The sequence below is a fragment of the Streptomyces sp. NPDC017529 genome (assembly GCF_044329785.1).
Lineage (GTDB): Bacteria > Actinomycetota > Actinomycetes > Streptomycetales > Streptomycetaceae > Streptomyces.
The window spans coordinates 216,410-240,895 of record NZ_JBIRJY010000012.1 but is presented as its reverse complement, the minus strand read 5'-3'; the positions used below and the strand labels follow the sequence as shown (position 1 = coordinate 240,895).

At 73.3% G+C, this 24,486-nt stretch carries 23 protein-coding genes; 14 read left to right on the top strand and 9 right to left on the bottom strand.

Annotated elements, in window-relative coordinates; all coding sequences use genetic code 11:
* Nucleotides 1-152: 152 nt before the first annotated feature.
* Nucleotides 153-596 carry a ribonuclease gene (locus ACH4K4_RS27740; RefSeq protein WP_398170986.1) on the bottom strand — a complete coding sequence of 148 codons (444 nt, stop codon included), beginning with the start codon at nt 594-596 and terminating at the stop codon, nt 153-155.
* A gap of 170 nt (nt 597-766) precedes the next feature.
* Between ACH4K4_RS27740 and ACH4K4_RS27735 the strand changes: the two genes are divergently transcribed.
* The 5 genes from ACH4K4_RS27735 to ACH4K4_RS27715 all read left to right on the top strand — a co-directional run bounded on the left by ACH4K4_RS27735 (nt 767) and on the right by ACH4K4_RS27715 (nt 4,882).
* Nucleotides 767-1,396, top strand: a complete 630-nt coding sequence (locus ACH4K4_RS27735; RefSeq protein WP_398170984.1) for a helix-turn-helix domain-containing protein — start codon at nt 767-769, stop codon at nt 1,394-1,396.
* Nucleotides 1,397-1,416: 20 nt separating this feature from the next.
* Nucleotides 1,417-1,581: a DUF6126 family protein gene (locus ACH4K4_RS27730; protein ID WP_398170982.1), complete on the top strand. Its 165-nt coding sequence runs from the start codon at nt 1,417-1,419 to the stop codon at nt 1,579-1,581.
* Between the two features lie 141 nt (nt 1,582-1,722).
* On the top strand, nt 1,723-3,636 hold the full coding sequence (locus ACH4K4_RS27725; protein WP_398170980.1) for a beta-N-acetylglucosaminidase domain-containing protein: 1,914 nt from the start codon (nt 1,723-1,725) through the stop codon (nt 3,634-3,636).
* A 2-nt stretch (nt 3,637-3,638) separates the two neighbouring features.
* Nucleotides 3,639-4,316: a transcriptional regulator gene (locus ACH4K4_RS27720; RefSeq protein WP_398170978.1), complete on the top strand. Its 678-nt coding sequence runs from the start codon at nt 3,639-3,641 to the stop codon at nt 4,314-4,316.
* Nucleotides 4,317-4,417: 101 nt separating this feature from the next.
* Nucleotides 4,418-4,882 carry a hypothetical protein gene (locus ACH4K4_RS27715; RefSeq protein WP_398170976.1) on the top strand — a complete coding sequence of 155 codons (465 nt, stop codon included), beginning with the start codon at nt 4,418-4,420 and terminating at the stop codon, nt 4,880-4,882.
* A 37-nt stretch (nt 4,883-4,919) separates the two neighbouring features.
* Here ACH4K4_RS27715 and ACH4K4_RS27710 read toward each other — a convergent pair whose 3' ends face one another.
* Nucleotides 4,920-5,627 (bottom strand): RraA family protein, encoded by a 708-nt coding sequence (locus ACH4K4_RS27710; RefSeq protein WP_398170974.1) that lies wholly within the window; start codon nt 5,625-5,627, stop codon nt 4,920-4,922.
* Between the two features lie 57 nt (nt 5,628-5,684).
* Between ACH4K4_RS27710 and ACH4K4_RS27705 the strand changes: the two genes are divergently transcribed.
* Complete coding sequence (locus ACH4K4_RS27705; RefSeq protein ID WP_398170972.1) at nt 5,685-7,091, top strand: inositol monophosphatase family protein; 1,407 nt, start codon at nt 5,685-5,687, stop codon at nt 7,089-7,091.
* Nucleotides 7,092-7,106: 15 nt separating this feature from the next.
* Here the strand turns inward: ACH4K4_RS27705 and allB are convergent, their stop codons facing one another.
* Nucleotides 7,107-8,456: an allantoinase AllB gene (gene allB / locus ACH4K4_RS27700; protein WP_398170970.1), complete on the bottom strand. Its 1,350-nt coding sequence runs from the start codon at nt 8,454-8,456 to the stop codon at nt 7,107-7,109.
* A gap of 440 nt (nt 8,457-8,896) precedes the next feature.
* Between allB and ACH4K4_RS27695 the strand changes: the two genes are divergently transcribed.
* On the top strand, nt 8,897-9,700 hold the full coding sequence (locus ACH4K4_RS27695; protein WP_398170968.1) for an IclR family transcriptional regulator: 804 nt from the start codon (nt 8,897-8,899) through the stop codon (nt 9,698-9,700).
* Between the two features lie 76 nt (nt 9,701-9,776).
* Here ACH4K4_RS27695 and ACH4K4_RS27690 read toward each other — a convergent pair whose 3' ends face one another.
* The gene (locus ACH4K4_RS27690) at nt 9,777-10,094 is read right to left on the bottom strand and encodes a DUF5955 family protein (protein ID WP_398170966.1); all 318 of its coding nucleotides are present in this window, start codon (nt 10,092-10,094) and stop codon (nt 9,777-9,779) included.
* A 207-nt stretch (nt 10,095-10,301) separates the two neighbouring features.
* Between ACH4K4_RS27690 and ACH4K4_RS27685 the strand changes: the two genes are divergently transcribed.
* The 4 genes from ACH4K4_RS27685 to ACH4K4_RS27670 all read left to right on the top strand — a co-directional run bounded on the left by ACH4K4_RS27685 (nt 10,302) and on the right by ACH4K4_RS27670 (nt 14,044).
* On the top strand, nt 10,302-10,961 hold the full coding sequence (locus ACH4K4_RS27685; RefSeq protein ID WP_398170964.1) for an NTP transferase domain-containing protein: 660 nt from the start codon (nt 10,302-10,304) through the stop codon (nt 10,959-10,961).
* 223 nt (nt 10,962-11,184) lie between these two features.
* Complete coding sequence (aceB, locus tag ACH4K4_RS27680; protein WP_398170962.1) at nt 11,185-12,813, top strand: malate synthase A; 1,629 nt, start codon at nt 11,185-11,187, stop codon at nt 12,811-12,813.
* A gap of 106 nt (nt 12,814-12,919) precedes the next feature.
* Nucleotides 12,920-13,666, top strand: coding sequence for a VOC family protein (locus tag ACH4K4_RS27675; protein ID WP_398170960.1), 747 nt, complete (start codon nt 12,920-12,922; stop codon nt 13,664-13,666).
* Nucleotides 13,667-13,777: 111 nt separating this feature from the next.
* Nucleotides 13,778-14,044, top strand: a complete 267-nt coding sequence (locus ACH4K4_RS27670) for an SCO5918 family protein (RefSeq protein WP_398170959.1) — start codon at nt 13,778-13,780, stop codon at nt 14,042-14,044.
* A 40-nt stretch (nt 14,045-14,084) separates the two neighbouring features.
* Here the strand turns inward: ACH4K4_RS27670 and ACH4K4_RS27665 are convergent, their stop codons facing one another.
* A complete protein-coding gene (locus ACH4K4_RS27665) occupies nt 14,085-15,611 on the bottom strand; it encodes a YfcC family protein (protein ID WP_398170957.1) in 1,527 nt (508 codons plus the stop codon).
* The gene (locus ACH4K4_RS27660; RefSeq protein ID WP_398171059.1) at nt 15,608-16,996 is read right to left on the bottom strand and encodes a M20/M25/M40 family metallo-hydrolase; all 1,389 of its coding nucleotides are present in this window, start codon (nt 16,994-16,996) and stop codon (nt 15,608-15,610) included. The genes ACH4K4_RS27665 and ACH4K4_RS27660 overlap by 4 nt, the downstream gene beginning before the upstream one ends.
* A gap of 364 nt (nt 16,997-17,360) precedes the next feature.
* Here ACH4K4_RS27660 and ACH4K4_RS27655 point away from each other — a divergent pair, with 364 nt between their 5' ends.
* The 3 genes from ACH4K4_RS27655 (at nt 17,361) to ACH4K4_RS27645 (ending at nt 19,843) form a co-directional block, all read left to right on the top strand.
* Nucleotides 17,361-17,939 (top strand): TetR/AcrR family transcriptional regulator, encoded by a 579-nt coding sequence (locus ACH4K4_RS27655; protein ID WP_398170955.1) that lies wholly within the window; start codon nt 17,361-17,363, stop codon nt 17,937-17,939.
* Nucleotides 17,940-18,006: 67 nt separating this feature from the next.
* Complete coding sequence (locus ACH4K4_RS27650) at nt 18,007-18,876, top strand: GNAT family N-acetyltransferase (RefSeq protein ID WP_398170953.1); 870 nt, start codon at nt 18,007-18,009, stop codon at nt 18,874-18,876.
* A gap of 103 nt (nt 18,877-18,979) precedes the next feature.
* Nucleotides 18,980-19,843: a chitosanase gene (locus tag ACH4K4_RS27645; RefSeq protein ID WP_398170951.1), complete on the top strand. Its 864-nt coding sequence runs from the start codon at nt 18,980-18,982 to the stop codon at nt 19,841-19,843.
* Between the two features lie 11 nt (nt 19,844-19,854).
* Here ACH4K4_RS27645 and ACH4K4_RS27640 read toward each other — a convergent pair whose 3' ends face one another.
* The 3 genes from ACH4K4_RS27640 to ACH4K4_RS27630 form a co-directional block, all read right to left on the bottom strand.
* On the bottom strand, nt 19,855-21,270 hold the full coding sequence (locus tag ACH4K4_RS27640; protein WP_398170950.1) for a nucleobase:cation symporter-2 family protein: 1,416 nt from the start codon (nt 21,268-21,270) through the stop codon (nt 19,855-19,857).
* Between the two features lie 278 nt (nt 21,271-21,548).
* The gene (locus tag ACH4K4_RS27635) at nt 21,549-22,943 is read right to left on the bottom strand and encodes an 8-oxoguanine deaminase (protein WP_398170949.1); all 1,395 of its coding nucleotides are present in this window, start codon (nt 22,941-22,943) and stop codon (nt 21,549-21,551) included.
* 73 nt (nt 22,944-23,016) lie between these two features.
* Nucleotides 23,017-24,420: a nucleobase:cation symporter-2 family protein gene (locus ACH4K4_RS27630; protein ID WP_398170947.1), complete on the bottom strand. Its 1,404-nt coding sequence runs from the start codon at nt 24,418-24,420 to the stop codon at nt 23,017-23,019.
* Nucleotides 24,421-24,486: the final 66 nt, after the last annotated feature.

Here is a 24,486-nt window from a genome sequence, read left to right as displayed (position 1 = left end):
GGGGGCCCTGTGCCCCGGGTCCCCCGCCATTCCGTGGTTCCTCCACAACCTAGCCGGGCACCCCCCCCCCCCCCGGGGGGGGGGGGGCCCCCCCCGGGGGGGGGGGGGGGGGGCGGCCCCCGGCCCCCCCCCGTCCGGTCCTCCGGGCCGCTTCAGCAGCCCCGGTCGACCAGGTCGAACGACTTGTAGTGGTCGGCGGTGTAGTAGTCCTCGTCCTTCTTCTCACCGGTCACGATGCGCCGGGCCCCGCGGTCCGGGGAGCCCGGCGTCTTCACGGTGTACTCGTGGTAGTAGCCACTGCCCTGGGCAGGGAGTACGCCTTCCCTGTTGCTGAAGACCGTGCCGTCCTTCGGGTACGGGAAGGGGCCGCCCTTGGCGATCAGGTCCAGGGTGTCGTGGGCCTGCGAGGGGAGCTTGGAGTAGCAGATGTCGCCGACCGCGGCGACGTGCGCGGCGAGGCGTGCGGTGGCCGGGTGCGCCACGGGGGCGGCGGCCGTCGTGGCGGGGGTGGCGGCGAGGGCGGGCCCGCCGGCGAGGAGGGCCGCCGCGAGGGCGCCGGCGGCGCCGAACCGGGTGATGCGTGGGGGGATCTTCATGGACACAGCATGACGCGCGTAGACAGGTACCTGTCAACACCAAGGGGCGGATGTTTCCCGGGAGTTCACGGGACGACGGGCGTCTGAACGATCGGAATGCCCTGATGAGGGCTTTTTGCCTGTGAGGCAAAACTTTTGCCCGAGAGGCGAAACCTGGCTATACCGGGTACATGAGCGACACCGCCGCCGAGCCGTCCCCGGACGAGCTGCCCGACGAACTGCCCTCCGTCGCGCCCCGGCTGCGCGAGCTGCGGCGCCGCACCGGCCTCACCCTGGAGCTGGCCGCCCGGCGGGTGGGGCTGTCGCCCGCGCACCTGTCCCGGCTGGAGACCAACCAGCGCCAGCCGTCGCTGCCGATGCTGCTGGCCCTGGCGCGCATGTACGGAACAACGGTATCCGACCTCCTCGGCGAGACGGCGCCGGAACGGGACCCGATCGTCCGGGCGGACCGCGCCGAGCCGTCCGAGGCGGGCGGCTGGACGTACCGGACCCTGGGCGGCGCCGGGCGGGCCATGCAGGCGCTGCGGGTGCACGTGCCGCAGCGCGCGCAGGGCGACCTGGTGCGGGTGCACGCCGGCGAGGAGTGGCTGTACGTCCTCAAGGGCCGGCTGCGGCTCACGCTGGGCGAGACGGCACACGTACTGGACCCGGGTGACGCGGCTCACTTCGACTCGCTGACCCCGCACCGCATCGCGGCCGCCTCGCGCGGCGGCACGGAGCTGCTGTTCGTGCACACCCTGCTCCAGAGCGGCGCGGCCGAGCTGTGCCTCGGCGACCACGCACCACGCCGCGGCCTGTGACCGAGGAAGGAACCCCTGCCATGTCCGACGAACCGACCCCCGAGACCGCCACCGCGCCCGCGCGCAGGTACGTGGAGAACAAGCCCCCGCGGGGCGTCTACGTGCGCGTCTTCATATACGTCGTGGCCACCCACGTCCTGCTGGCCTTCATGAGCATCATCTTCGTCATCGCGAAGAACCGCTGAGGGGCGCCGCCACCGGAACGTCCGTCCACCCGGCGCAAAAGTCCATTGTCCTCCGGCCGCGCCGGGTGAACCCTGCTGTCGCTCGTCGCGCACGCACCACGGGAGTTCCGCGCACCTCGCCGTACCGAGGAGGACCGAAGGATGCACCGTACGCGCACGGCGGCCGCCACCGCCCTCGTCCTGGCCCTGGCCGTCGCCCCGCTGACCGTCCCCGGGCCCGCGGGCGCCCGCGACCGGCCGCAGGCCGGGCCCGCCATCACCCCGGCGCCGCAGTACGTGCGCGGCCTCGGCGGCCGCGTCACCATCACACCGACCGTCACGGTCGTGGCCGGGCCGAAGGCCGACGGCCCGGCGCTGGAGGTCGTCGAACACGCGCTGGAACGGGCGGGCGCCGACCGGGTCGTACGGGACCGGCGGGCACCCGGCGGCCGGGGGCTGACCGTGTACGTGGACGGCGCCGGCGCCGAGCGGACCCTGTCGGACCTGGGCGCGGGGAGCGCCGCCGGGCTGCCCGCCGAGGGGTACGCGCTCGCCGTCGGCGGCGGCCGGATCGCACTGGCCGGCGCGGACGCCACCGGCACGTACTACGCCGCCCAGACCCTGCGCCAGCTCCTCCCGCACCGCGACCGCCCCGGCGCCCGGGTCCGCGGCACCGCCGTGCGCGACTGGCCCGCCACCCCGCTGCGCGGCGTCATCGAGGGCTTCTACGGCACCCCCTGGTCCCACGCGGCGCGCCTGGACCAGCTCGACTTCTACGGCGCGCACAAGATGAACACCTACGTGTACTCGCCGAAGGACGACCCGTACCTGCGCGAGAAGTGGCGCTCGCCCTACCCGGCGGACCGGCTCGCGCAGCTCAAGGAACTGGTGGACCGGGCGCGGGCCCGGCACGTGGAGTTCGGTTACGCGCTCTCCCCCGGCCTGTCCGTCTGTTACGGCTCGGACGCCGATCTGAAGGCGCTGACCGGCAAGTTCCAGGCGCTGTGGGACATCGGCGTACGGACCTTCGCGGTGCCGCTGGACGACATCAGCTACACGGACTGGAACTGCGCGGCGGACAAGGAGCGCTTCGGCACCGGCGGGGGCGCCGCCGGTGCCGCTCAGGCGCACCTTCTCAACCGCGTGAACCGGGAGTTCATCGCCACGCACCGGGACGAGGGCGCGCAGCGGCTCCAGATGGTGCCGACCGAGTACTACGACGTACGGCAGACGCCCTACAAGGCGGCGCTGGCGGCGCGGCTGGACCCGGACGTGCTCGTGGAGTGGACCGGCGTCGGTGTCATCGCGCCCGTCATGACCGCCGCCCAGGCGCGGGCGGCCCGGCAGGTCTTCGGCCACCCGATCCTGACCTGGGACAACTACCCGGTCAACGACTACGTGACCAGCCGGCTGCTGCTCGGCCCGTTCAACGGCCGGGAGAAGGGGCTGCCGGGCGGGCTGGCGGGGATCACCGCCAACCCGATGATCCAGCCCGCCGCCTCCAAGATCGCCCTGTTCACGGTCGCCGACTACGCCTGGAACGACCGCGCCTACGACGCCCGCGCCTCCTGGGCGGCGGCGCTCAAGGAACTGTCCGGCGGCTCCTCGCGCACCGAACGGGCCCTGCGCTCCTTCGCCGACGCCCACTACGGCTCCGCCCTGAACCCGCGGCAGTCCCCCGGACTCGCCGCCGCGATCGAGCGCTTCCGGGACGACGGCGACGCCGACCGCCTGGACGCGGCGCTCCGCGCGCTCGCCGGAGCCCCGGGCGTGCTGCGCGCCGCCCTCCCCGACCGCGGCTTCGTCGCCGACAGCGGGCCGTGGCTGGACGCGACCGCCGCGTGGGGCCGGGCCGCGCGTACGGCGCTGCGGATGGTGCGGGCGGCCCGGGCGGGCGACGAGGAGACCGCACGGCACCTGCGGCAGCGGCTCCCGGCCCTGGTGGAGGCGGCGAAGTCGCACGTTTATGTCGACATGACCGGCAAGCGGGTACCCGTACTGGTGGCGAACGGCGTCGTGGACACCTTCGTCGACGACGCGATCGCCGAGCACGACCGCACCGCCGGGAGGCCCTGACCATGGACCGCGAGAACGGCACGCCGGGCGCGCACACGCCCGCGGCCCTCCTGGAGGACGCCGCCCGGGAGTTGGCGCCCGGCGCGGCGGACAACCCCCTCGTGGCGCGGATCGCCGCCGGCGAGGCGCCGCGGGAGGTGTTCACCGTGTTGGCCCTGGAGCAGCACCAGGTCATCGCCGCCGACCGGCACAGCTTCCGGCACCTGGCACGGCGCGCCGGCGGGGAGCCGCCGGTGCGGGCCTTCTTCGCGGCGCTGGCCGAGGGGGAAACGCAGGCGCTCGACGCGCTGGGCGGGCTCGCGGCGGCCTGCGGGCTCGGCGACGCGGCCGTGCGGGAGTACGAGCCGCGGCCCGGGTGCCAGGCGTACCCGTCGTACGTGGCGCGGCTGGCGCTGGAGGCGGAGCCCGCCGACGTGGTGATCGCCCTGAGCGCCAACTTCGCGGCCTGGGGCGGTTACTGCGCCACCGTCGCGCACGCGCTGCGCACCCGCTACGGGTTCGCCGGCCCGGCGTGCGCGTTCTTCGACTTCTTCGCCGAGCCCGCCGGGGATCTCGCGGGCCTGGCGCACGAAGCCGTCCGGCACGGCCTCCGCGCCGGACGGGTGACGCCCGGCCTCGCCCGGCGTTACGGCCGGCTTCTCCAGGCGTACGAGCTGATGTTCTGGAACGCAATAGCGTGATAACCGTTCGGTATGGGAAGGGCCGCCGCGTTTGCGGAAAGAGGAATTCCTTTCTCCAATTCCCTCTGCAACGGGCCTCTTTGCTGCCAGAATGGCCGCTCATGTCCACTGGTCAGGGGAGCATCGTGAACCACCGCACCGCCATTGCCTTGTCCGCCGCCCTCGCCGCCGCCGCGGGCCTCACCGCGTGCGGCGGCGGAACCAAGCAAGCGGCCCGGCCGGCCTCCTCGGCGCCGACGGCCGGCGCCTCGGCGGAGGCACCGCCCGCCAAGGCGATCGCCGACGCCGAGGCGCGGCAGGGCATTCCGCCGAAGCCGGACGCCGCGTCGCAGGCACGTTACATAGCCGCCCTGAACGCCATTTCCCCGGACATCGTGAACGAGAAGCCGGAACGGGCGGTGAGCCGCGGCAGAAGCACCTGCGGCACGATCCACTCCTTCCCGAAGGACCACGCGAAGCAGGTGGACCAGACCCGGCAGCGTTTCTCCGGCGCGACGCAATTCAACGCGGCGCAGGCGGAGAGGATTCTGGCCGCCGTGCACACCCATCTGTGCCCGAAGAACTAGAACGCGGTACGAGGCCGCCGGCCGGCCTGCGGGGCCGCTATTCCTCGACGGCCCCGCCCACGGCCCGCAGGTGCTCGCGGAATGTCAGCGCCGGGTTCCGCCGGCGCCGCTCCAGGTAGGCGGGGAAGTCCAGCTGCCGGCGCAGGGGAACGCCGGCCCTGACCCGGTCGGCCTGGCGGCGCTCGGTGTCGCGGACCGATTCCGCGAGCGCGAAGAGGTCACCGGCGCCGGCCGCCGGCAGGAAGAGCACCCCGTCGTCGTCGCCCAGGACCACGTCCGTACGGCTCACCGTCCACTCCCCCACCACCGCGCTGTCCAGCGCGCCGTCGGGCCGGGCGTCGAGGCGCCGGGGGCCGGTCGGTGTCGCGCCCAGGCTGAAGACCGGCAGCCCGATCTCCCGCAGGTCGGCCGTGTCGCGGTGCAGGCCCCAGACGACGATGCCGCCGAGCCCGGCGGCCGCGGCCTCCAGGGCGACGAGGTCGCCGACGCAGCTCTCGTCGGTCCGTCCCGCGTTGTCGGCCACCAGCACATCGCCGGGCGCGGCGTCCTCGAACGCTTCGAAGAAGACGTCGACGCTCCCGGCGTGCCGGGCGGGCAGCACCCGGCCGGCCAGCCGGCTGCCCGGTTCCAGGGGGCGCAGCGGCGGTGGGGCGCAGCGCACCGGAGTCCCGGCGCGCAGGCACGCGTCCGCGAGGTGGGCCGTGGTCAGCGCCGCGAACCGCCGTCGCAGCTCTTCGTGTTCCATGCGTCGACGGTAGCGCCGCCGACCCGGCCGGTACCGGCTTCTGGTTAGGCTCGGGCCATGGATCACGCCACCGGAGCCCCGTACACCCCTCCCGTCTCACAGGAGTTGTTCGCCTTCGCCGTCCGTCTGGCCGCCCGCGCCGGCCGGATGAGCGCCGAGGCCTTCCACGGCGACCGGCCGGCCGCACGCGAGGCGGACGGCACCGAGGCGACTACGGCCCTTTGCGCCGTGGAGGATTACGTACGCGCGGAGTTGGCCGCGGCGTTCCCCGGGGACGCGGTGCTCGGGAAGGAGGCCGGGCAGCGGCCCGGGACTTCCGGACGGCGCTGGGTGTTCGCCCCGGTCAACGGCGCCCGCCAGTTCGCCGACCGGGTGCCGACGTTCTCCTGCGACCTGGCGTACGAGGACGAGCACGGGCCCGCCGTCGGCGTCGTGCACCTCCCGATGAGCCGGCAGCTGGTGGCGGCCGGGCGCGGGATCGGCTGCCGGCTGCTGCTCGGTGAGGACCCGGACCCGCTGGAGGCGCTGCGGTCGGGCCGCGGGCGGCTGCGCGCCGGCGGCCGGACCGAGCTGAGCGGGGCCAGGACGCAGGCGCACAACGTGGCGGGGTGGCCGGAGACGCTGCTGACGGCGCTGCACCGGCGGGTGTCCCTCGTCCCCGCCGGCGGCGGCGTGCTGGACGTGCTCGCCGGGCGGGCGGACGCCTTGGTGGTCGCGGGTCCCGCGATGGGGTACGCGGACCTCGCCCCGCTTCCCGTGATCGTCGCGGAGGGCGGCGGCCGGGTCACGGACCTGACCGGGGCGCCCGTCCTGGCGGGGGACGGTTCGGTACTGATCACGAACGGGGCGCTGCACGACGAGTTCCTGGAGGTCGTGGCCGCGTCCGGGGAGGGCCACGACGCGCGGGCCGTGCTGGCGGATCCGCACCCGGACTGGGCGGCCGGCGGGGCGGCGCTGTGCGCGGAGTTGCTGGCCGCGCTCGCCCCGGTGGCCGGGCGCGTCGAGCACATCGGGAGCACGTCGGTGCCCGGTATGGCCGCCAAGCCGGTCTTCGACCTCCAGGTGAGCGTCGCGGACCTGGAGGCGGCCGCCGACGCCTTCGAGGCGCCGCTGGCGGCCCGGGGGTTCGTACGCTCGCCGTACGAGGCGGACCACGTACCGGCGGGCCGGGACGACGATCCGGCCCGCTGGGCCAAGCGCATGTGGTCGCGGCGCGGCGGCCCGGGGCCGGACGTCAACCTCCACGTCCGGCGTGCCGGATCGCCCAACGAGCGGCTGGCGCTGCTGTTCCGCGACTGGTTCCGCGCGCACCCCGAGGCGGTGCCCGCCTACGCCCGCTTCAAGCGCGAACTGTCCCACCGCACGGCGGACATGGGCAGCTACGCGGAGGTGAAGGACCCGGTGGTCGACTTGATCGTCGAGGTCGCGGAGCCGTGGGCGGCGGCGACCGGCTGGCGTCCGTGAGGGACCGCGGCCGGGTCAGGCGTCCGGCGGGCCCGGCCGGTCCAGCAGCCGGCCGGACGGCCCGGACAGCGCGCCGCCGTCGTTGATCCGCCGGCCGCGCAGCCAGGTGGACCGTACGACACCGTGCAGCGTCCGCCCCGCGTATGCCGTGATCTTGTTGCGGTGCTGGAGCCCGGCCGGGTCGACGGTGAACGCCGCCTCGGGGTCGAGCACCGCGAAGTCGGCGTCCCGGCCCGGCTCGATGGCGCCCTTGTGGCGCAGGCCGACGAGGGCGGCCGGCGCGGTCGCCATCCAGCGGGCGACGTCGTCCAGCGTGTGGCCGCGCCCGCGCGCCGCGGTCCAGATCGCGGGCAGGCCGAGCTGGAGGGAGGAGATGCCGCCCCAGGCGTCGCCGAAGTCCGGGGTCTTCAGGTCGGCGGTGGACGGCGAGTGGTCGGAGACGACGCAGTCGATCGTGCCGTCGGCCAGTCCCCGCCACAGCGCGTCCTGGTTGGCCGCCTCGCGGATCGGCGGGCAGCACTTGAACTCGGTGGCGCCGTCCGGGATCTCCTCGGCGGTCAGGGTGAGGAAGTGCGGGCAGGTCTCGACGGTGATCCGTACGCCCTCGTCCTTGGCGGCGGCGATCAGCGGCAGCGCGTCGGAGGAGGAGAGGTGCAGGACGTGCACCCGTGCGCCGAGCCGCCGGGCGAGCGCGATCAGCCCGGCTATGGCGTCGTTCTCCGAGGCCCGGGGGCGGGAGGCGAGGAAGTCGGCGTACTTGGGGCCGTGCGGCTGCGGCGCGGCCCGGAGGTGGTCCGGGTCCTCGGCGTGCACGATCAGCAGTCCGCCGAATCCGGCGATCTCGCCCAGCGCGGCGGCCAGTTGCTCCCGGTCCAGCTGCGGGAACTCCTCGACGCCGGACGGGGACAGGAAGCACTTGAAGCCGAAGACGCCGGCGTCGTGCAGCGGCCGCAGGTCCTTGGCGTTGCCGGGTACGGCGCCGCCCCAGAAGCCGACGTCGATGTGCGCCTTGGAGCGCGCGACCTCGCGCTTGGTGTGCAGGCCGGCCTCGGTGGTGGTCGGCGGCAGGCTGTTGAGCGGCATGTCCACGAGGGTGGTGATGCCGCCGGCCGCGGCGGCGCGGGTGGCGGTCCAGAAGCCCTCCCACTCGGTGCGGCCGGGGTCGTTCACGTGGACGTGGGTGTCGACGAGGCCGGGCAGCAGGACGTCGTCGCCGAAGTCCTCGGCGCGCGCTCCGTCCGGCACCGGGACGTCGTGCGGGAGCACCGCCGCGATCTTCCCGTCCCGGACGGCGACGGTCGCCGCGCGCGTCCCCTGCGGGGTGACGACGCGTGTGGAGCGCAGCACCAGTTCGGTCTCGGACACCCGGTCCCCTCCTCGTGGGTCTGCCGTGATGTTCCGCACCACGGAATTCAACGTTCTGTTGAAGGAGTCTTCACTCGGAGGCGCGGACCCGTCAAGACCCCGCCGCCCGGCTGGCGGTGGCCCGGATCGCGCCGCCACGGCGCCCGCGCCCCTCCGGCGCGTGACGCGTTTGCGCAGGCGTCCCGGCGCTTGGAGGATTCCACAGGATGGATAGCGAGTTTCGCTCAGCAGAACGTAGCTACGACCACTGGCAGCGGGCGCGTGTCGCCGGTAGCGGCGTGCCCCGGCCGGGGCACGGGCCCTGACCGGCGCGAACGAGTGTGCGACAGGCCGTGTGTACGCCGCAGGAGACCGGTAGGCTGCTCCGGGTCGGCCCCGGCACCCGTAACCCCAGAGCCCTGCGCCGGGCCCGCCACCACCAGCCCCGAAAGGAACGCGTCGTGCCGCCGTCCAGCGCCAGCACTTCCGCCGCCGCAGCCAGGCCCGCAGCCGCCGGCGGTGGCGTCCAGTCCCTTGAGCGCGCCTTCGACCTGCTGGAGCGGATGGCCGACGCCGGCGGCGAGGTGGGTCTGAGCGAGCTGTCCACCAGCAGCGGGCTGCCGCTGCCCACCATCCACCGGCTCATGCGCACGCTCGTCGCCTGTGGCTACGTCCGCCAGCAGCCCAACCGCCGGTACGCGCTCGGCCCCCGGCTGATCCGCCTCGGCGAGAGCGCCTCGCGGCTGCTGGGCACCTGGGCCCGGCCGTACCTGGCGCGCGCGGTCGAGGAGACCGGCGAGACGGCCAACATGGCACTGCTCGACGGCGACGAGATCGTGTACGTGGCACAGGTGCCGTCCCGGCACGCGGTGCGGATGTTCACCGAGGTCGGACGGCGGGTGCTGCCGCACTCGACGGGCGTGGGCAAGGCCCTGCTGGCGGGCCACCCGCCGGAGGAGGTGCGCGCGCTGCTCGGCCGCACCGGCATGCCGGCCGCGACCGAGAAGACGATCACGGACCCGGACGCGTTCCTCGACGCCCTCGAAGAGGTCCGCCGGCTCGGGTACGCGATGGACGACAACGAGCAGGAGATCGGCGTCCGGTGCATCGCGGTGCCGGTGCCCGACTCCCCCACCGCGGCGGCCATCTCCATCTCCGGCCCGACGGGACGGGTGACCGAGGCGTCGACCGACAAGATCGTCCCGGTGCTCCAGGAGATCGCGGCCGAGCTGTCCGTGGCGCTGGCCAACCAGAACCCGGCGTAGCGGGGCAGGCCCCGGACACCTCCCGGCCCCCGGACGTCGCCCGGGGTCCTTTTCCGTCCCAATCCCGGCCGGGGCCTCAGAGGCCGCGCGGCAGCTCCTTGTACAGGTCGATCAGCTCCCGCAGGTCCGTCAGGGCGGGCGCCAGCGCGCTGACCGAGCCGACCGCCCCCGCGATCAGCAGAAGGGACCGGCGCAGCCTGGCGACCTCGGGGTCCCCCGCGCCCACCAGTGCGTCCAGCGCGGCCAGTTCGTCGTCGGCCGCCGAACGGTCCGGCAACTCGCCCGGCAGCACGGCCAGTTCGCGGCGCAACCGGTCCACCGCACCGCGCAGCGCGACGGCCAGCGGGTCGTCCTCGAACCCCGTCCCTCGCCTGTGCTCCTGCCTCTGTTCCACAACGACGGTACCCTCCACGGCCGTTGGCCCCGCTCCGCGACGCGGGCCAGTTAACGCCACCCTGCGCGGTGCGCGCCACACGCAGAGCGAAATCAGGATCACCGAATTCCGACGGGCGCCCGGCACCGCCATGCGGTACCGTCCGCATCCCGGCCGGCCCCGCCCCGCCACCCCCTGCCGCGCCGCCCCATGAGGTAAGCAGGGCCCATGGCACACACCGAACCTTCCACCCCCGGCGCCTCCCCCGCCCGCCCGGTCGCCGGGCTGCTGCTCGCCGCGGGCGGCGGGCGGCGGCTGGGCGGCCGCCCCAAGGCCCTGCTGGACTACCGCGGGCGGCCGCTGGTCGAGAACGCGGCCCGGGTGCTGCGCGAGGGCGGCTGCCGCCCGGTGCACATCGTCCTGGGCGCGGCGGCCGGCACCGTACGGGAACGGGCCGACCTCGCGGCGTACGAGACGGCCGAGAATCCCGACTGGGCACACGGCATGGGCTCCTCGCTGCGCGTCGGGCTGGCGTCGCTGGCGGATTCCGGGGCGGGCGCGGCGCTGGTCTCCCTGGTGGACCAGCCGGGCATCGGCGCGGCGGCGGTGGCGCGCGTGATCGCCGCGTACGAGGGCGGGGCCGACCTGGTCGCGGCGGCGTACGGCGGGCGGCGCGGGCACCCGGTGCTGTTCGGCGCCGGGCGCTGGGCGGCGGTGGCGGCCGGAGCGGCGGGGGACCGCGGGGCGCGCGCCTATCTGCGGGAGCACGAGGAGACGATCTCGCTCGTCGAGTGCTCGGACGTGGCCGAGCCGTACGACATCGACACGCCGGAGGACCTGTTCCGGCTGGCGTCGCCGGACGCGCCGCGGGCAGGCGGAGGGCGGTGACCGGGATGGCACCCGGCGCCATTCGATCACCGCTTGTGTCGACGGAGAGAATCTCGACATCAACAAACCATTGAAGTTCCGCGATAAGGAAACTACTCTCCACTGGTCAGAAGCGCCCTGAACCCCCACGGCGCCCGCGACCGCTTGCCGGAGCCCGCGGCACCCCGTGCCGCGCACCCGCCCCGGCGGCCCCGGGCACCGCCGCCGAACGGAGTGACAGCTCATGTCCGCACCAGCGCCGTCCCCGCTGGCCATCGTCGACGTCGACCCCGGCAAGGCGCCCGCCCGCCAGGACGAGATCCTCACCCGGGCCGCACTGGACTTCGTCGCCGAACTCCACCGCCGGTTCACCCCGCGCCGCGACGAACTGCTCGCCCGCCGCGGCGAGCGCCGCGCGGAGATCGCCCGGACCGGCACCCTCGACTTCCTCCCGGAAACCGCGCGGGTCCGCGCCGACGACGACTGGCGGGTCGCGCCGGCGCCCGCCGCGCTGAACGACCGCCGGGTGGAGATCACCGGCCCCACCGACCGCAAGATGACCATCAACGCGCTCAACTCCGGCGCGAAGGTCTGGCTCGCCGACTTCGAGGACGCCTCCGCCCCCACCTGGGAGAACGTCATCGGCGGCCAGGCGAACCTGATCGACGCCTACGAGCGCCGGATCGACTTCACCGACCCGGCCAGCGGCAAGTCGTACGCGCTGAAGCCCGCCGAGGAGCTGGCCACCGTCGTCGTCCGGCCGCGCGGCTGGCACCTGGACGAGCGCCACCTCCGGCTCGACGGCACACCGGTCCCCGGCGCGCTGGTCGACTTCGGGCTCTACTTCTTCCACAACGCCCAGCGCCTGCTGGACCTCGGCAAGGGCCCGTACTTCTACCTGCCCAAGACCGAGTCGTACCTGGAGGCCCGCCTCTGGAACGAGATCTTCGTCTTCGCCCAGGACTACGCCGGCATCGCCCAGGGCACCATCCGCGCCACGGTCCTCATCGAGACCATCACCGCCGCGTACGAGATGGAGGAGATCCTCTACGAGCTGCGCGACCACGCCTCGGGCCTCAACGCGGGCCGCTGGGACTACCTCTTCTCCATCGTGAAGAACTTCCGTGACGGCGGCGAGAAGTTCGTCCTGCCGGACCGCAACGCGGTCACCATGACGGCGCCCTTCATGCGCGCGTACACCGAACTCCTCGTCCGCACCTGCCACAAGCGCGGCGCGCACGCGATCGGCGGCATGGCGGCGTTCATCCCCAACCGCCGGGACCCCGAGGCCAACGAGAAGGCGCTCGCCAAGGTCCGCGCGGACAAGGACCGCGAGGCCGGCGACGGTTTCGACGGCTCCTGGGTCGCCCACCCCGACCTGGTCCCGGTCGCCCGCGCCTCCTTCGACGCGGTCCTCGGCGACCGGCCGCACCAGAAGGACCGGCTGCGCGAGGACGTCTCGGTCTCGGCCGCCGACCTCATCGCCGTCGACTCCCTGGACGCCAAGCCCACTTACCAGGGTCTGGTCGACGCCGTCCAGGTCGGCATCCGCTACATCGAGGCGTGGCTGCGGGGCCTCGGAGCGGTCGCCATCTTCGGCCTCATGGAGGACGCGGCCACCGCCGAGATCTCCCGTTCGCAGATCTGGCAGTGGGTGGACGCGGGCGTCGTGTTCGAGAACGGCGAGCGGGCCACCGCCGACCTGGTCCGCAGAATCGCGGACAGCGAACTGGCCGCCATCCGCGCGGAGGCCGGCGAGGACGCCTTCGCCGCCGGCACGTGGCAGCAGGCCCATGACCTCCTCCTGAAGGTCGCCCTGGACACCGACTACGCGGCGTTCCTGACCCTGCCGGCGTACGAGCTGCTGGACTGACCCGCGCCCCTCCCGAGGGCCCGTACGTACCGGACTTCCGGTGCGTACGGGCCCCGCGCCACCCTCGGTTAGGCTTACCTAACCCAACCGACCTTGGAGGGCGTCCATGACCGCGCCACGCTTCGACCATCTCCTGCACTGCGTACCCGAAGTGGCCCCCGCCGTACGTCAGTACACGGAGGCCGGACTGCCCGCGCACACCAACCCGGTGCACGAGGGCTTCCAAAACGGGGCGTGGCGGCTGGACGACCGGTACGTCGAGATCCTCACCGTCGTCGACCGCGCGGCGTACGCGCCCTCCGCGTTCGGCCGGGCCACCGCGGCATGGATGCCCCACATCGACGCGCTGCTGGCCACCGGGGGCGGCCCGTTGAACTTCGCGGTCCACGTCGCCGACACCAACGCCACCGCCGAACGCCTGCGCCGCGCCGGCCACCAGGTCGACGTGCACGCGTTCTCGTTCCTGGAGGGCCGCGTCACCTTCCAGGAAGCGATGCTGACGGACGTTCCGGTCTGGGCCCCGTTCTTCATCACGTACGACACCGACCCCGCGCTCCGCCGCGAGCACGAAGCGTCCGGGCGCATCGACCGCGGCGCCTTCGACCTCGCCGGAATCGTCGTCGAGACGCCCGACCCGCGCCGGTCCGCCGCCTGGCTGGGCGCGCTCACCGGCGTCCCGGTGGACGCGGGCGGCACCGTCGTACCGCTCGACGGCGGCGGGGTGCACTTCGCCGCCGGCCCGGCCGACCGGATCACCACGCTGCTCCTGGCGGGTGACAATCCGCCGCGCACCGAGATCGCCGGGCTGCGGATACGCGGGGTGGCCGAAGCGGAGGCGCGCCCGCGGCGGTGACCCGAACAGGTGGCCGGGCGGCGAACTCGGCGGTGATCGGGATCCTCGAACCCGCGGTTCCCGTGAGAGGGTGGGGGCTCGGGCTCCATTCCTGCTCACCCTTGTCGAGGCATGATGCGTGTCACCATCGCCGGTGTTTTCTTCTACCTCCAGCCGAGCGAGGTGGAGCAGAAGATGAGCGCGGTCGTACCGGAGCCCGTCACCGGTGACTCCGTGCTCATCGGATCGGTCGCCTACCCCGTCAAGCAGGTCGGGCGGATCGTGACCGGACAGGACGCGCGGGACTTCAGCGCCGGTGAGATGGTGCGGGCGCTGCGCCAGCTCGGCTTCACCTGCCGGCCGCGGCCCGCGTCGGCCGAGCCGTCCGCCCTCATGTGACGGCCCGGCCCGCGCGAGGGCCGCGCCCGGCGGCCCCCGCTCACGTCATCGCCGCTCCCAGTCCCACGAACGCGCAGATGAGGACGGCGAGAAGGGCCAGCAGCGGCCAGACGAAGCGCAGGTACTTGTCGTAGCCGACCTTGGCCAGCGACACGCCGCCCATGATGACGGCGGTGGTGGGCACCCACAGGTTCATCCAGCCGCTGGCCGCCTGCCAGGCCGTGACGACCACCGCGCGCGAGACGTGCGCGAAGTCCGCCAGCGGCGCCAGGATCGGCATGGCGAGGGTGGCGTGTCCCGACGTGGACGGGATGAGGAAGGCCAGCGGCAGGTTGACGACGTAGACCATGATGCCGAACAGGGCGGACGGGGTGCCGGAGACGACGCCCTCGACGGCGTGCAGAACGCTGTCCGTGATCCGCGAGTTGTTCATGATCGTTGTGACTCCCCTGGCGAGCACGATCACCAGGGCGGGCGAGACGAACTCGCCCACGCCCTGCACGAACGTGGAGCTGAGCCGCTGCTCCCCCATGCGTGCCAGGATGCCGACGAGCACCGAGGCCGCGATGAACAGGGCGGCCAGCTGGGGGAAGGACCAGTCCAGTTCGAAGGCGTACGGCGCGGCGTCGGCGTCCCCGGTGAGGGCCCCGGCCCACGGGATGACCGAGAAGATCATGAAGGCGAAGACCAGCGCCACGGTGACCAGCACGGTCTTGTGCAGGCCGGTCAGCGGCGGCGGCTCCTCGGCGTCGCCGGTCTGCGCGTGCTCGCGGTCGCCGGGCAGGAAGCCGACGAGGGAGCGCGCCGGGTCGGCCCGTACGCGGCGCGCGTAGCGGACGACGTAGGCGACGGTGACGCCGGTGAGGACCAGCCACATCGCCACCCGCAGCGCGATGCCGTCCCCCAGCGAGATGTCGGCGGCCGAGGAGGCGACACCGGTGGCGAAGGGGTTGACGGTGGAGCACAGGACGCCGACCCCGGCGCCGAGGATGATCGTGCCGGTGGCGACCATCCGGTCGTAGCCGAGCGCCAGCATCAGGGGCACGACCAGGCCGTAGAAGCCGAGCGTCTCCTCGGCGAACCCCTCGACCGTGCCGAGGAGCGAGAAGACCGTCATCACGCCCGCGATCAGCAGCGCGCCGCGGTCGCGCAGGCGGTGGGCCAGCCGGCCGATGCCGCGGTCCAGCGCGCCGGTGGAGAAGACGACCGTGATGAACGCGCCGATGGCGAGGACGAAGAGGAACACGCCCGCGCTGCCGTACAGTTCGCCGGCCATGGTCGGGCCGACCTGCCCGGTCTTGGCGTCCTGCACGCCGTACAGGCCGTTGACCGGGGAGAGGAAGAGGTCGTTCAGCCGGTCGGTGAAGGACTGGCCGGAAGGGGCCCGGTGGTAGGTGCCCTGGAGCGGGGTGCCCTCCTCGTTGCGGTCGTAGGTGCCGGAGGGAATGAAGAAGGCCAGCACCCAGACCGCGAGGGTCACGACGACCAGGACGGTCAGGGCGCTGGGGAAGGCGAACCTGCGCTTGGGGGGCGCCGGTGCTCCGCCGTCGGGCGCCGGTGTGCTCACGTGGCGGCCCCGGTGCGGAACGCGGCGGCGTACTCGCGCATGAAGACGGTCTCCGCCAGTACCGCGCCGCGCAGTTCCGAGAGCAGCACCCGTTCGTTGGGCGCGTGCAGGTTGCACTGCTTGTCCTCGGCGCCGAAGAGCAGGATCTCGGCTCCGGGGACGGCCCGCGCGAGGCCGTTGACGAGCGGGATGGAGCCGCCGGTGGCGGCGTGCGCTACGGGTGCTCCCCAGGCGCGGCGCAGCGCGGTGTCCGCCGCGCGGTAGGCGGGGCCGCCGGCGCGGGCCTCGAAGCCGGCGCCCGCGTCGCCGGGCGTCACGGTCAGCGGAACGCCGAACGGCCGCAGCCCTTCGAGGTGCCGGACGAGCGCGCCGAGGGCCTCCTCGGGATCCTGGCGCGGGTGGAAGCGCAGGTTGAGCTTGGCGCGGGCGTACGGGACGACGGCCGAAGCGGCGTGGTCCACGGAGGGGGCGTCCAGGCCCATCACGGTGACGGCCGGGCCGCTCCACAGGCGTTCGCCCAGGCCGCCGGAGCCGATGAGCGGCATGCCGGCCCGGACGCCGGCCAGGTCGCGGAACTCCGCCTCGGTGTAGGCGCTGCCGGCCCACTCCTCGCGGCGCAGGCCCTCGACGGCGACGTTGCCGTGTGCGTCGTGCAGCGTGGCCAGGGCGTTGACGAGGGCGAGCAGCGCGTCGGGCGCCGCGCCCCCGTACTCGCCGCTGTGCACGGCCTCGTCCAGGGTGCGCACTTCGACGGTCAGCTCGGCGGCGCCGCGGAGCGCAGTGGTCAGGGTGGGCGTGCCGGCGCGGAGGTTGCCCGTGTCGCCGATGATCATCGCGTCGCAGGCGAAGCGTTCGGGGTCGGTGGGCGGGTAGTCGTCGAAGGGGCTGCCGTACTCCTCCTGGCCCTCGAAGAGGATCTTGATGCCGACCGGGGGCCGGCCGCCGTACGCGCGCAGCATGCCGAGGTGCACGAGGAGGTTGGCCTTGCAGTCGGCGATGCCGCGGGCGCGGATGGCGGGGCCGCCGTGCGGGTCGTCGAAGTCGGTGGGCTCGAACGGCGGTGAGGTCCACAGTGCCGGGTCGCCCGGCGGCTGGACGTCGTAGTGGCCGTAGAGGAGGACGGTGGGGGTGTCCGGGGCGGGCGGCGCGATGGTGCCGGTGATGACCGGCGCGGTGCCGGGGAGGTCCAGTTCGCCGAGGTCGGTGACGCCGGCGGAGCGCAGCAGGGCCAGGAGTTCGTCGCGCGCCGCGAGGACCGGCTCGGGCGGGTAGCCGGGGAAGGCCACCGAGGGGATCGCCGCGAGCCTCTTGAGGTCGTCGCACAGGCCGCCCATCAGGCTGTCGACGGTGGCTTCCAGGTCTCCGTGGGCCGGTCCTGGCGGCACCGCGCCGCCCGGGGACCCGGTCTCCGGCTGCCGGGCGTGCGTTTGCTGGGCGTTCGGGTCCACCGCGGAACCCCTCTCCGTGGCGCCGTGCGCTCACTTGACTCACTTTCAGGGCCAAGGCAGCATATCGGCGCAAAACGCCGCTACCCGCAGGGCGCGACGCCCCTCAGACCGGCGGTCCGCCGCTGATGATCATACGTACGCGGCGCTGCCGTCACGCCGGGACTCGCCCGCAAGGCGCGCCCCAACTCCCGCTGTTACCGCCGCCCGCGACGGCCGCCGCACGCAGTTTCCGCCCCATGTCCGCACGGTACTATGTTTATAGTGATCGACACTACAGGCATAGTGAAAGGGAGCACGCAGGGTGGCACGACGGCGGGACCAGGTGCTGGACGCGGCAATCGGCGTACTGGGGGCCGAGGGCTCGCGGCGGCTGACCTACCAGGCGGTGGACACCGCGGCGGGCGTACCGTCGGGCACCACCTCCAACTACTTCCGCAACCGCGCCGCCCTGATCGACGGCATCGTCGACCATCTCCAGGCACTGGAGCGCCGCGACTGGGAGGAGTTCGCCCGGCAGGCCGATCCGGCGGACGTATCCGAACTCGCGGACGCCGTCACCCGCTTCCTCCGGTACGCGACCGGCCCCGGGCGCGCGCGGACCGCCGCCCGCTTCGCCCTCTGCCTGGAGGCCTCGGCCCGGCCCGAGCTGCGCCCGACGCTCACCCGGGGGCGGCAGGCCGTCGCCGGCTGGGGCTCGGAGTGGCTGCGGCGCTTCGGGTCGCCGACGCCGCAGCGGCACTGCGAGCTGCTCCTCGACTACCTCGACGGCGCCGCCTTCCGCCAACTCGCTTTCCCGGCAGCCGACTTCGACCCGCGTCCCGGCGTCACCGAGCTGCTCACCAGACTGCTCGCGCCCACGGAGCCGCCCGCGGCGCCCTGACGCCGCCGCGCCACGCCGTGGCCGAATTCCGTGGCCCCCGGTCCGCCCCCTGTGGTGAAGTGCGCCGGTGACCACATACGAAGCCGAGCGAGGACGAGCCGCCGCCTATCGCGCGGCATACGACGAACAGCTGCGCGCCCGCGGATTCGCGCCGGGCACACCGGGGACCGAACGGATCGGCCCCGTCCTGCGCAGGACGCTCCCGGGGCAGGGCGGGCTGGTCCTCTACCGGGACCTGGGCGGGCTGGAAGGGGACGCGCTGGACGCCTTCATCGCCGCCCAGCGCGACCACTTCGCCGCCCGCGGCCTGCCGGTCGAGTGGAAATACCACAGCCACGACCTGCCGGCCGATCTGCCGGACCGGCTGGCCGCGGCCGGTTTCACGCCGGGCGAGCGCGAGACGGTCGTCGTCGGCGAGGCGGCGTCGATCGCGGCGCAGCACGGGGGCGTACCGCTGCCCGAAGGCGTACGGCTGCGCGACGTCACCGGGCGCGAGGACTTCGAGCACATCCGGGAGCTGTCCGAGACGGTCTGGGCCGACGACCGGAGCTGGCTGCCGCCGGCGATGGAGGAGTGGGTGGCGGGCCGGGACGGCGACCCGTGCACGGTGACCGTGGCGGAGTCACTGGCGGGCGAGGTGGTGTCGGCCGCGTGGGTGCGCTTCCACCGGCACACCGAATTCGCCTCGCTGTGGGGCGGTTCCACGCTGCCCAACTGGCGGGGCCAGGGCCTGTACCGCGCCCTTGTCGCGCACCGGGCCGCGCTCGCCCTGGCGCGCGGGTTCCGGTACGTGCAGGTCGACGCCTTGGAGACCAGCCGTCCCATTCTGGAACGGCTGGGGCTGGTCAGCGTCGCCACGACCGTCCCGTACACCTGGCAGCCGGCGGCCGGCGCGGCGGCAAGGCCGGGCGAGGCGCGGGACGTTGGCGGGAACTGACGGGTTACGGTCCTCCGCCGAGTCTGATAGGAAAGGTTCCTAACGATTGGGGAGCCTCCCCAGTCCCCTCGGCCACCCGGCCCGCTACCGACCGGAGGACACCATGCGTGCCCGATCCATAGGCAAAGCGATCCGCAAGCCCGCCGTCCGCCTCGCCCTCGGCCTCGCCCTGGTCGCCGTACCGGTGACCGCCGTGGCCGCCACGGCTGCCCCCGCCACCGGCCAGGCCCCGGCCGCGCCCAGCGCCCCCAGGGCCGCGGCCGGGCTGGACGACCCGGCGAAGAAGGAGATCGCCATGCAGCTGGTCTCCAGCGCCGAGAACTCCTCGCTGGAGTGGAAGAAGCAGTACAAGTACATCGAGGACATCAAGGACGGCCGCGGCTACACCGCCGGCATCATCGGCTTCTGTTCCGGTACGGGCGACATGCTCGACCTCGTCGAGCTGTACACCAAGCGCAAGCCCGGCAACATCCTCGCGAAGTACCTGCCCGCGCTGCGCAAGGTCAACGGCAGCGACTCGCACGCGGGTCTGGACCCGAACTACAAGAAGGACTGGGAGAAGGCCGCCCAGGACCCCGCCTTCCAGCAGGCGCAGAACGACGAGCGGGACCGGGTCTACTTCGACCCCGCGGTCAAGCAGGGCAAGGCCGACAAGATCGGTGTGCTGGGCCAGTTCGCGTACTACGACGCGATCGTCATGCACGGTGACGGCAGCGACAAGACCAGCTTCTCCAACATCCGCAAGCGGGCCATGGCCAAGGCCAAGACCCCGGCGCAGGGCGGCGACGAGAAGACCTACCTCAACGCCTTCCTGGACGCCCGGGTGTGGGCGATGAAGCAGGAGGAGGCGCACAGCGACACCAGCCGCGTGGACACCGCGCAGCGCGTCTTCCTCAAGAAGGGCAACCTGAACCTGAACCCGCCGCTGGACTGGAAGGTCTACGGGGAGCCGTTCCACATCGGGTGACGGCGGCCGGCTCAGTGCGCGGGCGCCGGCTGCGAGTCCGGCGTCCCGCGCTCCGGCTGCTGCGGTACGGCCTCAAGGGGAGGCTCGCCGCGCCGCCGGCCGAGGTGGTTGAAGGCGAGGTTGAGCACGATGGCGACGAGGCAGCCGGTGCTGATGCCGGAGTCCAGGACGACCAGCATGTCCTTGGGGAAGTCGTGGTAGAACCGCGGCGCCGCGATCGGTATCAGGCCGATGCCGACCGCCGCCGCGACGATCAGCGCGTTCTCGCCCTTGTCCATGGCGGCCGTGGCCAGGGTCTGGATGCCGCTGGCGGCGACCGACCCGAACAGCACGATGCCCGCGCCGCCGAGGACCGGCAGCGGGACCAGGGAGATGACCGAGGCGGCGACCGGGCACAGGCCCAGCACGATCAGGATCAGCCCGCCGGTGGCGACGACGAACCTGCTGCGCACCCCGGTCATCGCGACGAGGCCGATGTTCTGCGCGAAGGCGCTGTTGGCGAAGCCGTTGAAGAGCGGGCTGAGGGCGGTGCCGAGGGTGTCGGCGCGCAGCCCGCCCGCTATGGCGCGCTCGTCCGCCGGCCGGTCCACGATCTTGCCGAGGGCGAGCATGTCGGCGGTGGACTCGGTCATGCAGACGAGCATCACTATGCACATCGATATCACGGCGGCGACGTCGAACTGCGGCGCGCCGAAGTGGAACGGCGTCGGGAAGCCGACGAGGTCCGCCTCGGTGATCGCGCCGAAGTCGGTGATGCCGACGGGTATCGCGATCAGGGTGCCGGCGACCAGGCCGAGCAGGATCGAGATCTGCCGGAGGAAGCCGCGCAGCACCCGCCGCAGGACGAGCACGATCACGAAGGTGAGCGCCGCCATGCCGATGTTGGTCAGCGAACCGTAGTCGCGGGCCTGCGCGTTGCCGCCCTGTGACCAGTTGAAGGCCACGGGCAGCAGCGACACGCCGATCAGGGTGATGACGGTGCCGGTGACGACCGGCGGCAAGAACCGCACCAGCTTGGAGAAGTAGGGGGCCAGGAGGAAACCGAGGCCCCCGGCCACGATCACCGCGCCGAAGATGACGGGCAGCGCGTCCCCGGGGCCCTGTGCCGTGCCGATGGCGACCATCGGGGTGACGCCGGCGAAGGAGACGCCGTTGACGAACGGCAGCCTGGCGCCGATCTTCCAGAAGCCGAGGGTCTGCAGGAGGGTGGCGATGCCCGCGGTGAACAGGCTGGCGCCCATCAGGAAGGCGGTCCCGGCGGGCCCGAGTCCGCAGGCCGGGCCGACGATCATCGGCGGGGCCACCACGCCCGCGTACATCGCGGCCACGTGCTGCAGGCCGCTGGTGAACATCTTGAAGGGCGGGAGGGTCGCGTCGACCGGATGCTTCCGGTCGCCCTGCGCCGTCCGCCCTGGGCTTGCGGCCACTGCGGGCCTCCTTCGATTTCTGCGCCGCCCGGGAAGGGCGGCGCGATGCTGTCACGGAGGTCGTGCGTCGGTGCGGTGGGGCAGCGGTCCGCGCTTGTGGCGCGTCAGGTGGCATGACGGTTCGTCACGTACTCGCGCATGCAGCGGGTTTGCCGGCCCGGGGGCACGAAGTGGCCTCCGTGCCCCCGGGTTACGGCGCTTGTGGGTCCCGCTCGGAACCACAAGCCCGGCCGGGGCCGTCCCCCCGGCCGGAGTTCTCGGGCAGCGCCGGGCGGGGGTCAGCCCTCGGCGGCGATGCGTGCCAGGCGCTGGGCCTCGGCCCGGGCCGTACGGGCGACGGTCTCCTCGTCGACGTTGGCCAGCCGGCCGTCTTCGACCACCGGCTCACCGTTGACCAGGGAGAGGGTGACCGGCGCGGCGGCCCCGAAGACCAGCGCGGTGACCGGGTCGGCGATGGTGGAGTGGGCCAGGCCGTCCAGCTTCCACAGCACCAGGTCGGCCAGCTTGCCGGCCTCCACTGAGCCGATCTCGGCGGTACGGCCCAGCACCTGGGCGCCGCCGTAGGTGCCCAGGCGCAGTGCCTTGCGGGCGTCGAGGGCGGCTTCCCGGTGCGCGCCGAGCCGGTTGATCAGCAGCGCGTTGCGCAGTTCGGTGTGGAGTTCGCCGCTCTCGTTGGAGGCGGTGCCGTCCACGCCGAGGCCGACCGGCACGCCCGCCGCGAGCATGTCCGGGACGCGGGCGATGCCGGCGGCGAGCCGCGCGTTGGAGGAGGGGCAGTGCGCCACGCCGGTCTTCGTCCGGGCGAAGGCGGCGATGTCGGAGTCGTTCATGTGGACGCAGTGCGCCATCCACACGTCCTCGCCGAGCCAGCCGGTGGTCTCGAAGTAGTCGGTCGGGCCCATGCCGAAGAGCTCGTGGCAGAACTTCTCCTCCTCGACCGTCTCCGAGCCGTGGGTGTGCATCCGCACGCCCTTGTCGCGGGCCAGTTCGGCGCCCTGCCGCAGGAGTTCGGTGGAGATCGAGAACGGGGAGCAGGGCGCCACGGCGATGTGCACCATGGAGCCGAAGGAGGCGTCGTGGTGGGTGTCGATGGCCTCCTCCGTGGCCTTCAGCGCGCCCTCGGTGGTCTCCACGGCGAAGTCCGGCGGCAGCCCTCCGTCCTTCTGGCTGCGGTCCATCGAGCCGCGGGCCAGGGTGATCCTGGCGCCGATCTCCCGGACGGCGGCCAGTTCGGCGCCGACCAGGTCGCCGGAGCCCCGCGGGAAGACGTAGTGGTGGTCGGCGGCGGTGGTGACACCGCCCTTGACCATCATGGCCAGCGAGCCCTGGGTGGCGGCGGCGAGCATCGGCGCGTCGATGCGGGCCCAGGTCGGGTAGAGGGCCACCAGCCAGTCGAAGAGGTTGTGGTCGGTGGCCAGGCCGCGGGTGATCCACTGGTAGAAGTGGTGGTGGGTGTTGACCAGGCCGGGGGTGAGGAGGTGGCCCGTGCCGTCGATACGGCGGACGACGTTCTCCAGGCCTTCGGGTGCCTTGCCCGCGCCCACCGATTCGATGAGGTTGCCGGCGACGACGACGTGGCCCGAGGCGTACTCGGTGTCGTGGGCGTCGACGGTCGCGATGGCGCAGTTCTCGATGATTATGCGCTGCTTCACCGTGCGGTCAGGGGCTGCCATGGTGCTTCCTCCGAGGTTGTGGCATGGGGGTCCCCCTGCTCCGCAGAAGCTCGGGGGAGGGCACGGCAGGGCCCTACGGGATTTGAGTGCCGGAGCCGGGTGCGGCGGCCGACAGTACCGCCGTCCCTTTGGTGCTCCGGGTGCCGAGATGGTGGAAGAACAGGTTGAGCAGGACCGCGACGAGCGCCCCGGCGCTGATGCCGGAGCCGAGCACGGTCTGTGCCCAGGCGGGGAAGTCCTCGTAGAACGTCGGGGCGGCGAGCGGGATGATGCCCGCGCCCAGCGATACGGCCACCAGGATGATGTTGGAGCTGTCGTCGAGCCCGGCCTCGGAGAGCGTACGGATGCCGCTGACCGCGATCGAGCCGAACAGGACGATGCCGGCGCCGCCGAGGACGGGCATCGGCACGAGGTTGACCACCGCGCCCAGGACCGGGAAGGCGCCGAGGACGAGCAGGGTGGCGCCCGCGACGGCGACGACGTAGCGGCTGCGTACCCGGGTCAGCGAGACGACGCCGACGTTCTGCGCGAAGGCGCTGGTGGGGAAGCCGCCGAAGACGGGCCCGAGGAGCGTGGCGAGGCCGTCCGTGCGCAGGCCGCGGGTGATGGTCCGCCCCGTCGTACGCCGTTCGCAGATCTCGCCGAGGGCGAGCATGCCGGCCGCCGACTCGGTCATCAGGACCAGCATGACGATGCACAGGGACAGCACGGCGGCGGGCTGGAACTCCGGCGCGCCGAAGGCGAAGGGGGTGGGCAGCGCGACGACGGGGGCCTCGCGCAGCGCGTCGAAGCTCGCCATGCCGAACGGGACCGCGGCGAGGGTACCGGCGACGAGGCCCAGCAGCAGGGCGATCTGCTTGACGAAGCCGCGGGTGAAGCGCTGGATCAGCAGGATGACCACGAGCGTGAAGGCGGCCAGCGCCAGGTACCTCATGGACCCGAAGTCGGCGGATTCCTTGTCGCCGCCCTGCGCCCAGCCGACCGGTACGGGCATCAGGGTGACGCCGATGAGCGTGATGACGACCCCGGTGACCAGCGGCGGGAAGTAGCGCAGCAGCCTGCCGAAGAACGGTCCGACGGCCAGGCAGAAGGCGCCGGCGACCATCACCGCGCCGTAGATGGCGGGCAGTTGGTGGCCCTTGGCGGTGGTCTCGGCGATGGCGAGCATCGGGGTGATGCCGGCCGAGGAGGCGGCGTTGACGAACGGCAGCCGGTTGCCGGCGAACTTCCCGGCACCCAGGGTCTGCAGGAGGGTCGCGAGCCCGGCGATCAGGAGGCTGGCGGCGATCAGCCGGGTGCGGCCCGCGGTGTCCAGGCCGGTGGCCTGGCCGATGATGAGCGGAGGGGTGACGACCCCGGCGTACATGGCGGCGATGTGCTGGAGGGCGGCGGGGACGAGCCGCTTGGGGGCCGGCTTCTCGTCCACCGGGTGGACCGGCGGGACGGGGTGTTTCTCAACGTGCGGTGGCTGTGCCATGGGTCGTTCCCCTCAGGATTCGCGGGCCCCTCCCCGCTGCGGGACGGGGAGGGGGCCGCGAGGCAC